Genomic DNA, 11,906 nt, shown 5'->3' with positions numbered 1-11,906 from the left:
GCAGAAAGGATACAGGGTATGATGAAAATTCGATTGTGGGGTGTACGCGGGTCAATTCCCTGTCCCGGAGAAACAACAGTTGCCTACGGCGGCAATACCGCCTGCATAGAGCTCAGAGTCGGAGAGGAGGAGCGGCTCTTCATAATAGATGCCGGTTCAGGGATACGGGCCCTTGGGAACTACCTTATGCAGCACGACCTGCCCAAAGGCCCCATAGATACCTCCCTTTTTATATCCCACACCCACTGGGATCATATCATGGGTTTTCCTTTTTTCGTTCCGATCTTTATTCCCAGCACCAGGCTGAAGGTTTATGGACCGGTGACCTACGAGGAGGAGGGACTCAAGGATATTGTGGGAGGACAGCTCTCCTATCGCTACTTCCCGGTAAAGCACTCCGAACTTGCCGCGAATATCAGCTATCATCCCCTGAAGGAGTCTTCCATGGACCTGGGGGACGGCCTCTGGGTTACGACCAAGTATCTGAACCATCCGATTCTCTGCCTGGGCTACCGTTTTGAGTACCGGGGCAAGGTATTCTGCACCGCCTACGACACCGAACCCTTCCGCAACGTTTTCCCCACCGATCCGGATGCACCCGGTTATGACCCCATCGCCGCAGAAGAAGGTGAACGGGCGGCAAAGGAAGAAAACGAAAAACTGCTCCGCTTTTACCAGGGCGCCGACCTTCTGATCCACGACACCCAGTATACCCACCGTGAATATGAGGAATCGAAAATCGGCTGGGGCCACTCAACCTTCGAATTCGCCATAAACTCCGCCCACAAAGCGGGGGTCAAGCATCTGCTCCTCTTTCATCACGATCCGCTGCGGACCGACGAACAGCTGGACGATCTCATCGGAAATTACCGCGGCAGAGTAAAATCAAAGACGGACATGATTATTGAGGGAGCCCGGGAGGGAATGGAAATTGTCCTCGATTAGGGAGTTCTGTAATGCCTAAATATCCTCCCGAGCGCTATGACCCGGGAGAACTTGGCCGAACCAGGCAGAATCTCGGAGATCTGACGGAAAATGAAGCCAGAAAAATGGCCGAAATCTTCGGCGGAGAGATAGGTATAGAACGGACACCGCCGGAACTTGAGGAAAAGTACCGCCGGCTCAAAATGCTCAACCGTCGAAACAGCGATCCGCGGATAATCCACGGTTCCCGGGAGGTTTATCAGGAAGGATCGTTTAAGCAAACGCCGGAGATCGACCTGCAGCGGAGACATCCCGGATACCTTGACAGGGTCCGGATAAACTTCTGGGCCTCCTCGACGGATTATGCCCTGATTCCCCGTCACCAGGCACTGGGAAGCCTTTTCTCCTTCATTATTCCCATTCATGAGCAGCTCCACCCCCGTTTTATTATCAAAGCGGACCAGGTTTTTTACAATTCTCTGGAACGCTTTGTTCTGGCTGTCCGGTCTCTCATGTCCATCAACCGCCGGGAAGAGGTTCCTTCTCTGCTGGACCATCGCTGTCTTCAGATACTCACTATTTTGAAAAGCTGGAATATCGAGACAATCCACCAGGAATTGACCGTTCTTCAGCGTTCACCGAGAAATCAGCCTGTGAGTTCCGCAGGCAAGCTCATCCGGGCCTTTTACAGACCCTTCGTAAAACTGGTGAATCTTGAACCGGAAACCCATATCCTTCCCGCGATTAAACGGCTTTTCGATCTCGATCTGATGGCCTATCCTCCCGATTCCGGGGAGGCGGACCGCATCAAGCGCATCGGCAGTACCCTTAAGCAGGAGATATTCCATCTTTTTACCGACGTGCGGCGCCGCTGTGCTCCCCTCCTGGTAAAGCTGGCGGATCTGCCCTACGCCCCCTATCCGGAGCTTTTCAGCTACTTCCGTCCCCAGATCCTTGAGTACCTGTCTCTTACACGAAACGATATTCTCGAAAGTCTGCCGGAAGACCTGCTGGCAGGCGACGCCGAATCGGATTTTCTCCCTGAAGAGGAAGAGACGGCAGAAGCAGCTGAAGAAGAAATACTGGAGGAGCCTGAGGAAGAAGAGAAGGAGGCGGAACTCCCGGAGGAAGCCTCAAAGGCCCTGGAGTTTCTTTCCAGACTCTTCCCCCAGAGCGGCTTCGAGGAACCCTGGGAATTCCCCGATATGTTCCGCTATTTTAAACCAATCCTCAGCTTTCCCAAGAACGCGGACCTCTTTCATCCGGAGAATCCTCTTCACCAGCTTGCGGTACTCCTGGCTGTGCTGCAGGAGTTTCTTTACGGTTTCCGGCAAATCATATTCGGCGAGGTTATCGACGAAGAGGACAATGCCACGGAAATACAGAGCGAAATTGACAAACACATCTCGGGGTGGAACCGGCTGCTGGATGAACTTCTCTGCGGCCGTCTTTTAAACGAGCTGGTAGACTATTGCCGGCAGATTGAACGTTCCCCAGAATACCGTCACAGCGAATCCGGAATAAAGCAGGAGAGCTTCATCATGCTCCGGATCCGCCGCAGTCTGCTGCCTCATCTCCAGGTCTCATCCCGGGGAAGCATATACCCGGATGAACGCAGCCTGCCCCAGCTGCACACCACCGTTTCGGGTTTCTACAGCCTGCTTTCCGGATCCCTGCAGCCGAACCCGGAAAGCTATAAACCGGGCATCAGAAACGCCAATGCACCTTTCCATTTTGAGATTGACAGTTTTGTAATTCAACGTTTTCGCCGTTACCTGAAGCGCAAGGGACTGCCCCAGGATAACCGGAACCTCGTTTCCCATTCCGCGCTGATCCTCGGCTATCTGGATTACCTGGTGAACAATCCGGAGAGTCACCTGTACGGATCAGGCCAGTTTCCCCTCTATCGCCACGAAGAAGGACACAGGGAAATACCCATCTATTCCGTAAGCAGTATGGAGACTGCCCGAATAATCGAAAGCAATGACATTGAACTTACCCCTCCGGAGGAGTTTCTGGAAGGAGAAAAGGAAAACACCGACAGGGTTTCCGGGCTGCTGGATCCGAAGGAGTATACGCCGACCGTTCAGAGCGCCGTGGAGAACTACCATTCCGCGGGGCTTCCCCTGTCCATAATAACCATTTCGATTCCTGAACTGAGGATCCTCGAACCCGAAGAGAGGGATGACAGACTGCGGGTTATCGGCCACTGCATACGGGGAGAAATCAGGGAGTACTCCGACCGTCCCTTCAGAATGCCCGACGATACCATACCCATCGTTCTGCAGGAGACGAACGGGGATAACGCCCGTCTTTTCTGCCGACGCCTCAGTTCAACAATCATGGAAAAATTACCGGGCCTTGGCATTCACATCGGTCTGGTAAGCTATCATCCTACCTGGAGCGCCAATAAAATGGTAAAACTGGCGGCCCGCACTACAGCGGAAGCCGAACGGCACCGGTCTCCGGCTCTTGTCAGCTACCATGAAACCGACGACAGTTTCGAAGAGCAGCTTCTGTTGCAGCCATGAACGGTTTTTACCCTTGCCTTCGGGCAGATTAAGCCATACAATGGGTCTACATTTGGTTTTACAACAGCTTGCAACATGCCGAGAGTATTTATATTATTCAGACTGCTTATTATAGGTTTTATACTTCTTTTTCCCTTTGCTGTGTATGCGGGCCCCGCATCCGGAGTACTGGTTCTCCACTCCTACCATGCAGGTTTTTTCTGGACCGAAGCCATTCATACAGGAATCATCGGGACTTTTGAATCCTCGGAAACAGAACACCAGCTGTTTTTTGAATACCTGGATGCGAAAAGAAAAGATCCCCGGGTATTCTCACCCCGCTTTGCCGGGTATCTGAAAGACAAGTATTCCGGGTTCAATTTTGATGTAGTCATCGTCAGCGATGATGCTTCCCTCCGATTCGTTCTCGACTACCGTACAGAACTGTTTCCGGAGGTACCCGTCGTATTCTGCGGCATCAATAATTATGATTCCTACCTGCGTATACTGCCCTCCGGCTTTACCGGAATCGCCGAGGATTTCGATCTTGCCAGTAATCTCGTTCTCATCGAAAGGCTTCACGGAATCGGAACCACCGTTGCCGTCGTGGCGGATTCCACAGTTTCGGGGCGCGAGAATACCCGTCTTCTTCTTGACCGGATCAATGATCCCCGGAGCCCGGGTCTTAAATACGAAGTATTATTCGGCCAGGATGCGGCGGAACTCAGAAGCAGATTGAGCAGGCTGCCGGAAGACGCTGTGATTCTCAATCTCGGATACTGGCAGGAGAGAAACGGTACAAACCTGAGCGACAGAGAAGGCATATTCCTTCTCACAGAGACCGGACGGCCGGTATATACCGCCTGGGACGTGGCAATCCGCTTCGGGACGGTGGGCGGTATGGCCCTGGACGTCCAAAATCAGGGGGAAGTCGCTGCAGAGATGGCCCTCCGGATTCTTTCCGGGGAAGATCCGGATCAGCTTCCTGTCAGAAGAACTCCCCTGGTTCATCCGGTGTTCGATTACCAGGCCCTGAAGAGCTTCGATATTCCCGTCAACAGACTTCCTTCCGATTCAGAAATCATCAACCGTCCGGACACCATCTATTTCCGTTATCCCCTTACCTTTGCAGGTATACTCATTGCCTTTGTCGTCCTTATCGGTGTCGTTCTTCTCCTTGGCTTGAATATCAGAAAACGGAAACAGGCTGAATCACTGTTCTTCTCACTCTTCGACAACGCCCCGGACGTGATTTTTCTTTTCAGTCCTTCTGGAAAAATACTCATTGCAAACAAAGCTGTCGAAAATTTTCACGGATACTCCCTAGAAGAGATACGCGGATTGACAATTCAGGAGCTGGATACCCCTGAATATGCGGCGGAATTTGACAGGCGGGTTCATGAAATCCTTACCCGGGACACAAGAATCTACGAGGTTCATCACCTGAGCAGGGACGGCCGTATACTGGAGTTTGAAAGCAGGGTTTCCAAGGTCAATTACCAGGGAAAAACTGCAATCCTGACCATCCTCAGGAATATCAATGAACGGAACCGGAACCAGCGCTATCTCGAGGAATCCCTCCGGAAGAATGAGCTCCTCCTGCGGGAGGTTCATCATCGGGTAAAGAACAATCTTCAGATAATCATCAGCCTCCTGAGACTTCAAACAGACCGGGTCAGGGATCCCGCCAGCATGTCCATGCTCAACGACAGCAGGCAGCGGATCAATGCGATAGCTGCGGTTCATGAACTCCTGTACCAGTCGGAAAACCTCTACAGCGTGGAAGCCTTGAAATATCTGGAATCCCTGGTTTATCAGCTGGCGAGTGCCCACAGCGCTTCGGGAAGAATCGACTTTTCTCTCGATATTGAAAACCTCAGACTCCACCTGGATGAGGCAATTCCCCTGGGTATAATTATCACCGAATTCGTAAGCAACAGTATCAAGTACGCAAATATACAGGGGGAATGCCGTTTCCGCATCTCTCTTTTCCGGAAGGGCGACTGGTGTGTGCTTGAATATGCTGACCGGGGTCCGGGATTCGATTTTGACGCGAAGAACCGGGAGACCCTGGGCTTCCTGCTGGTGGAGAACCTCGCCCAGCAGATGAAGGGACGACTGGACCACGATGGAAAAAGCGGCTTTACCCTCCGCTTTCCCCTACGGGACCTGAAGAATTCAGCAGATTCCTGACGGGATTACACCTCGCTTCCCTTTTCGAGCTTTGACAGAAAAAGCTCCGCCGCTCTTCCCTCCAATCCGTGATCTTCTCCCCGGACCATCCGGCGAAGAGCCTCAAGCTCCAGGGCGGAGAAGCGGGCACTTCCGAAAATGTGGGAACGAAAGGCCTCGCAGGCGATGGGTGCCACTATCTCGGCAATGGACAGGACGACTTCGGCATAGAGACGAATCTCCCGCTGAGCGTGGGGGTCGAGACGCAGCTTGAGGAAGTGAAAGAGGTTGTGCAGATCCATCTGCCAGTACCATTCGGTGTAGAGACTCAAGGGAAGGTTGACCCGCGCCAGCTCCCTGGCCACCCCCTCTTCGATCAGGTCGGAATACTCGCCGTAAGCCCTTTTCTGGCCTTCGGTGAGTATTGCCCGGATTCTTTCCGCTGTATCCGGAGGCAGGGGCTCTTCCTGACGTCCCTGCTTGTTATTCTCGCTCTGACCGGAAACGTCTTCCATGGCAGGTACGTAAAACTCATCCTTCATGATGGAGTATCGGCCGGAGATCTCATTCAGCCGGGCAGTCCTGTGACGGATCCACTGCCGGGCCACGAAGATGGGCATCTTTACGTGAAATGTAAGAACCACCTGCTCGAAAGGGCTGGTATGCTCGTTTCGGAGCAGGTAGGAGATCAGCCCTTTGTCCTGGCGGTAACTCTTGGTACCGGCGCCGTAACTTACCCGGGCAGCCTGTACGATCCGCTCATCCCCTCCCATATAATCAACCAGCCGGACAAAACCTTTGTCAAGTACGGGGAACTCCCTGTCCAGAATCGCGTCGGCTTCGGGTACAATGCAACGGGCCATAATAATCCTCGATAAAATGGAATCTTGTTCATCACTATACAGAAAAGCACTTCAAATCACAATCTCTTCCCGATTTTGCTTTTCTCAGAGACAAGTCTACAGTAGACTAAAGCACAAGGAGTTTTTCATGAAGATTGCACAGGACACAGTTGTTTTTATAGACTACATTCTCAACGACGGAGACGGAAACCTTCTGGAAAAGAGCGACAGGGAAGAAAACTTCGCCTATCTCCACGGCTACGGACAGCTGCCGACGAAACTCGAAGAGGCCCTGGAAGGAAAAGAGGCGGGAGCCCGGGTCCAGGTAAGCCTGAGTCCGGAAGAGGGTTTCGGCGACCGGGACGAGAAACAGATAATATCCGTTCCCCGTGACCGATTTCCCGAGGATGAGGAGATCGTCAACGGGCTCCAGGTCGAGGCGGAAACGGACCACGGCCACCAGGTCTTTACGATAATCGATATTCAGGACAATACGGTAACCCTGGACGGGAATCATCCCTACGCCGGGGTCGATCTGGACTTCGACGTGACCGTTGCACAGGTGCGCGCCGCAACGGAAGAGGAACTTGACCACGGCCACGTCCATACCGGGGACCATCACCACTAGAAGGCGGCGGACATGGTCGCCTTTGGAATAACCGCCCTGTATGTTTTTATACCCCTGGGGATCGTAATATTCGTCGAAACCTCGTCCATTGTCCGCAGAGTCCGCCCCATCATTCTCTGCTATATTGTGGGAATCCTGATCGGAAACAGCGGATTGCTGCCGGAGGGAAGTTTTCCGGTGCTGGACGCGATCTCCACCGTAACGGTGGCCCTGTCCCTGCCGCTGATGCTCATCTCCCTGGACCTTTCACGCTGGCGGGAGCTTACAGGAAGAGCGGGGCTTTCCATGGCTTTCGCATTTTTTGCCATCATGAGTTCCTCCGCCGTCTGCTTTCTGCTTTTCGGATCCGGGATAGATGAGAGCGCAAAGATTGCGGGCCTTCTGGTTGGCGTGTACACCGGGGGCACCCCGAATATGGCGGCCCTGCAGCGGGCACTGCAGGTCAATACGGAAAGTTATCTGGCCGTACATACCGCAGATGTTCTTGTGGGAGGAGTCTATCTGCTTTTTCTGCTTACCCTGGGCCGCAGGATCATCAGAAAAATCCTGCCCCGCTATCGGGACAGCTACACCGAAGGACGGGAGATCGAACCCCTCTCCCTGAAAGCCCTGCGGACCATGATTACCGACAGGGCCGGAGGGAGCGTCATGGCCTCCCTGGGGGTCGCCCTTGGCATCGTTGTTCTCGGCGGCGCCTTCTCCCTCTTCTTTCCCGGCGAGGCTTCCACCGTAGCCGCCATTCTGGGAATAACCAGTATTGCCATCGGTGCCTCCTTTATTCCCCGGATCAGGGAGCTTCCCCACAGTTTCAAGATCGGGGAATACGTAATCCTGGTCTTCTGTGCTGCGGTGGGTTCCATGGCGGATTTCACAAAACTGCTGACGACGATTCCCTCCGTCCTGGGCTATGTTACTGCCGCCCTGGGAATTTCAATTCTGATTCATCTGCTCCTGTGCCGCATATTCGGTGTGGACGCCGACACAATGATGATAACCTCCACTTCGGCAATCTACTCCCCGCCCTTCGTCTCCGCGGTGGCGATCTCCCTGAACAACCGGAACCTGATCTTTCCGGGGATCACCACCGGCATTATCGGCTATGCCGCAGGAAACTATCTGGGGGTGCTTCTGGCACGGCTTCTCACCCTGGTCTGAGATTCCGGCAGGATCAGCCCTCTTCCCCGGGACCTTCCAGGAGCATATTCCCTGCGGAAAGTTTGAACCGGGAGATCAGTTTTCGCAGCTCCTCAGCCTGCCCCGCCAGTTCTTCGGCGGCGGAAGCGCTCTGCTCTGCGGAGGCGGTATTTGCCTGGGTTACTTCATCAATCTGCTCAACACCGCTGCTTATCTGTTTGAGCCCCTGGGCCTGTTCTCTGCTGGCAGAGGAGATCTCTTCGAGAAACGAGGCAACCTTCTCGACTCCTTCCACTATCTGTATGAGCTGTCCCGCCGTATCGTTTACCAGCCTGTCCCCTGCAGAGATCCTCTCCAGGGAATCGTCAACGATGGTCTCCGTCTCCCTGACCGCCTCGGCACTGCGATTTGCCAGGTTGCGAACCTCATTGGCCACCACGGCAAAACCCCGGCCGTATTTTCCGGCCCGGGCGGCCTCCACATTTGCATTCAATGCAAGAAGATTAATCTGGAAGGCGATATCGTCAATCACTTTGACCACCTTCTTGATTTCACCGGACCCGAGATTGATCTGCTGCATCGCCCGGACAAGTTCTTCCATGTAACGGTTGCCGGAGACCGCGTTGTCCCTGGCCTCGTTTGCAAGCCTGTTGGCTTCTCCTGCACTGGCTGCATTCTGGGAGGCCTGACCGTTTATCTCGGTTATCGAGGAGGATATCTCCTCCAGGGAACTCGCCTGTTCGGTAGCCCCCTGGGAGAGGTCCTGACTGGCCGTGCTGACCTGGTCCGCTCCCTGGGCGACCTGCTCGATGGCCTGCTGGACCTGGCGAAGAACCGAGGAGAGGGACTCCTGCATGCGAATCATCGATGCCCCCAGGATATCGGCACTGCCGGCTTTTTTAATTTCCCGGGAAAAATCTCCCCCCGAAAGAATCTCCAGGGAATCGGATTTTTCCTTCAGGGCCGCGACCATTTCCAGCACGGAACGGTAGACCCCCTCGGAGCTGTCGATACCGGCAAGATCTACTGTCAGGTCACCCCGGGCTACCCGTTCGGCTATCCGTTCCAGGATCATGGGATCCTGTCCCAGCTGCTTCAGGATTGCGGAGGTGGTAAATACCGCCAGAAAGAGCCCCGCAAGCAGGGCCGCCAGGGCTATGGCGATAACGGTAATAATGATCTGCCGGATCTGTTCCTCCATGTCTCGCCGGGCGGTCTCCGCACGCTCTTCAAAATATCCAACCAGACCGGCCAGGGCGCTCTGGGTTTCCTGGAGGGCGGGAATCGTTTCGGTATTGAAAATTTCCACGGCGGCCTTCTGCCCGGCGTCCAGCTCCTGAAGATGGGCCATTGTCCGATTCTTGATTGTCCGAAGCAGATCCAGGGCCGGCAGTACATTCCGGCTGTAAAGACGCCTTGCACCTGCCAGGTCTCCCCTGGCGAGGGCAGATACAATCTCCTTCGCGGAATTGTGCAGATCTTTATGCGGTGCCTCCCACAGGGCCAGCAGCTGGCTCAGGTCAGGATCATCGGCGGTGAAATTACCGTACCAGCGGCCGAAATCACAGCGCCGGGGATCGGTTTCACCAGTAAATGCCGTTCCCATCATGACGGCATAATTCAGGTCCTTGAGCCATTCAAGGTGATCTATCCAGGCCTTTTCCAGGGTCACCAAAAGAGACTGATCAAATTCCACGTATATCTCGTCGATCCTGATCGCCGTTTTATGCATCCTCTCATGGGGAGGTTTTATCGCGCTGATCAGCTGACCGAGTTCGGGATCCCCCGCCGTCTCCTCCGCCATGGCCTCGCCGTAGATCCACTCGCCCAGGCTGCATCTGTGCCAGTCGGTCTCGACATTCAGCTCCAGGATGTCGTCCAGCAGAAAGAGATCACTCACATCGCTGACCCACTTCAGATGGTCAATCTCCCGGGCAAGGGCATAAGCACGGTTGTTGTTCTCCCGTACCGCAGCCCGTCCGAGGGCAGCCACATCGTTGAAGCGGATAATACTTAAAACTGAAACGGCAGTGATCAGAAGAATCATAACCAGAAAACCGAGTACGAGCCTGAGGCGCAGACTTATCCTTTTCATATACTTTCCCCGTTTAATCATTTTATGGGCACCTAAAAAATCGTTTTTATGAGGTGCCCTTATGGTAAACCCGGTGACGCTTGTAAACCCTGGCCCCCAGGGTTTCAAGATCGGCAAGCATCAATTCAGTGGTCTCGGCGACCTGAGTGAGATCTGCCCCCACAAACTCCCGCCCCAGACCCTGAACACTTTTTTCCAGGGCATGGTACAGGATCGCCGTTCCACCGTTATTACGGTAGCGCGGATGAATCCCCAGCCCGTTGACTATAACCTTGTCGGTACGGCGCTTCTCCCGCAGAATTGACCACAGGCTGACGGGATTCAGCTTTCCCTTCGCCTTGATCAGGGCATTGGTGAGGTCCGGAAACGTCAGTACAAAACCGGCGAGATCATCTCCTTTTCGAATGACCTGCAGGAGTTTCGGGTCCGTCACAAGCATCAGATCATTGGTGAGTTCCAGAAGCTCCTCCTCGGTGAGGGGAGCGAACTCCGCATGGTCCTGCCATGACTCATTATAGAGGCGCCCGATCTCCAGCGCCAGGGCACGCATCTGCCGGCGGCCTCTGATACGGGGAAGATCGAAACCTCCCCGTTTCATGGCGATTGCAGCCACCCGGGAGATCTTTTCAGGGCTGCGGTAGGTTCTGGGATCCAGATATGCGGAGACAAAATCCTTGTATTTGCTGAAACCTGCGGATTCCAGTAACTCCTGATAATAGGGATAGTTGTACCCCATCATCGTCATGGCGGGCATCTGGTCGTACCCCTGGACCAGGATTCCCCCGCCGGCCATGCTGGAGAAACCCTGGGGGCCTATCAGACGCGTAAGCTTCCTGCTGCGGGCCCAGTTCGCGGCAAGATCAAACAGCGCATCAGCAGCGGGCTGACTGTTTTCCGCGTCGAAAAAATAGAACCTGGCGTCCCTGTTCCCCGTATAGCTGTTGAAATTTCGGTTTTCAAAAAGAGCGATCCGCCCCACGGGGGTGTTCCCGTGGTAGGCGACAAAAAACTCCCCGTCGGAGTGTCGGAAAAAGGGGCTCTTCCGGGAGAAAAGCCTTCGCATTCCCCGGTCAAACCAGGGAACATAGCAGGGACAGTCCCGGTAGAGTCTCTTTGGAAAAGCTATAAAATCCCCGGCCTCCCGGCTGCGGGGAGACAGAACAGCACGAATCTCCGTAACATCCATGGGCCGAATCATAATGGAGGCGGCGGAGAGATTCAATTCAATAATAGGGTCACCTCTAAAAACTACTCTTTTTTCTCTATGCTGCGTTGTCGGGATTTCCCGCGGTCCTCAACTCTTGTTATTACAAGAGTTTGCGGGCGCTACAAAATCCCTCCGCCTTGCCTATAACAAAAATACTACGTTTTTAGTGGTGCCCATAGTTTAATAGTGCGGAGGAGGAACGTGAGGCATCTCCTCCCCCCCCTGGTCCTGCAGGTCCCGTACCCTCTGCACCAGGAGTTCCACCGTTTTCCTGAGCCGGTCGATCTCCTGCTGCTGGGATATTACCGTATCGTTAAGATCCGCCAGCGCGGATTCCTGGTAGCTCAGCTTCGTCTGCAGTTGCAGCAGTTCTTCGTCCATTCAGTAACTCCTC

9 protein-coding genes are annotated in these 11,906 nt (G+C 54.1%); 5 read left to right on the top strand and 4 right to left on the bottom strand.

Annotated elements, in window-relative coordinates; all coding sequences use genetic code 11:
* Positions 1 to 18 precede the first annotated feature (18 nt).
* From B4O97_RS11315 to B4O97_RS11305, 3 genes are all read left to right on the top strand, one after another.
* Complete coding sequence (locus tag B4O97_RS11315; protein WP_083050915.1) at positions 19 to 945, top strand: MBL fold metallo-hydrolase; 927 nt, start codon at positions 19 to 21, stop codon at positions 943 to 945.
* Between the two features lie 11 nt (positions 946 to 956).
* On the top strand, positions 957 to 3,455 hold the full coding sequence (locus tag B4O97_RS11310; RefSeq protein ID WP_083050914.1) for a hypothetical protein: 2,499 nt from the start codon (positions 957 to 959) through the stop codon (positions 3,453 to 3,455).
* Between the two features lie 75 nt (positions 3,456 to 3,530).
* Positions 3,531 to 5,627, top strand: coding sequence for a histidine kinase dimerization/phosphoacceptor domain -containing protein (locus B4O97_RS11305; protein WP_083050912.1), 2,097 nt, complete (start codon positions 3,531 to 3,533; stop codon positions 5,625 to 5,627).
* A 5-nt stretch (positions 5,628 to 5,632) separates the two neighbouring features.
* Here B4O97_RS11305 and thyX read toward each other — a convergent pair whose 3' ends face one another.
* A complete protein-coding gene (thyX, locus tag B4O97_RS11300) occupies positions 5,633 to 6,469 on the bottom strand; it encodes an FAD-dependent thymidylate synthase (RefSeq protein ID WP_083050910.1) in 837 nt (278 codons plus the stop codon).
* 127 nt (positions 6,470 to 6,596) lie between these two features.
* On the opposite strand from thyX, the gene B4O97_RS11295 reads away from it, so the two are divergent.
* Positions 6,597 to 7,076 carry an FKBP-type peptidyl-prolyl cis-trans isomerase gene (locus B4O97_RS11295; RefSeq protein WP_083050909.1) on the top strand — a complete coding sequence of 160 codons (480 nt, stop codon included), beginning with the start codon at positions 6,597 to 6,599 and terminating at the stop codon, positions 7,074 to 7,076.
* Positions 7,077 to 7,088: 12 nt separating this feature from the next.
* Complete coding sequence (locus B4O97_RS11290; RefSeq protein WP_083050907.1) at positions 7,089 to 8,231, top strand: DUF819 family protein; 1,143 nt, start codon at positions 7,089 to 7,091, stop codon at positions 8,229 to 8,231.
* A 13-nt stretch (positions 8,232 to 8,244) separates the two neighbouring features.
* Here the strand turns inward: B4O97_RS11290 and B4O97_RS11285 are convergent, their stop codons facing one another.
* From B4O97_RS11285 to B4O97_RS11275, 3 genes are all read right to left on the bottom strand, one after another.
* The gene (locus tag B4O97_RS11285) at positions 8,245 to 10,305 is read right to left on the bottom strand and encodes a methyl-accepting chemotaxis protein (protein ID WP_158084266.1); all 2,061 of its coding nucleotides are present in this window, start codon (positions 10,303 to 10,305) and stop codon (positions 8,245 to 8,247) included.
* A 46-nt stretch (positions 10,306 to 10,351) separates the two neighbouring features.
* Positions 10,352 to 11,491: a hypothetical protein gene (locus tag B4O97_RS11280; protein ID WP_143305657.1), complete on the bottom strand. Its 1,140-nt coding sequence runs from the start codon at positions 11,489 to 11,491 to the stop codon at positions 10,352 to 10,354.
* Positions 11,492 to 11,692: 201 nt separating this feature from the next.
* Positions 11,693 to 11,893: a SlyX family protein gene (locus B4O97_RS11275; RefSeq protein WP_083050902.1), complete on the bottom strand. Its 201-nt coding sequence runs from the start codon at positions 11,891 to 11,893 to the stop codon at positions 11,693 to 11,695.
* Positions 11,894 to 11,906: the final 13 nt, after the last annotated feature.

Source organism: Marispirochaeta aestuarii, assembly GCF_002087085.1.
GTDB lineage: Bacteria > Spirochaetota > Spirochaetia > JC444 > Marispirochaetaceae > Marispirochaeta > Marispirochaeta aestuarii.
Note: the sequence above shows the minus strand (reverse complement) of the source record. Positions and strands in the feature narration are given on the sequence as shown.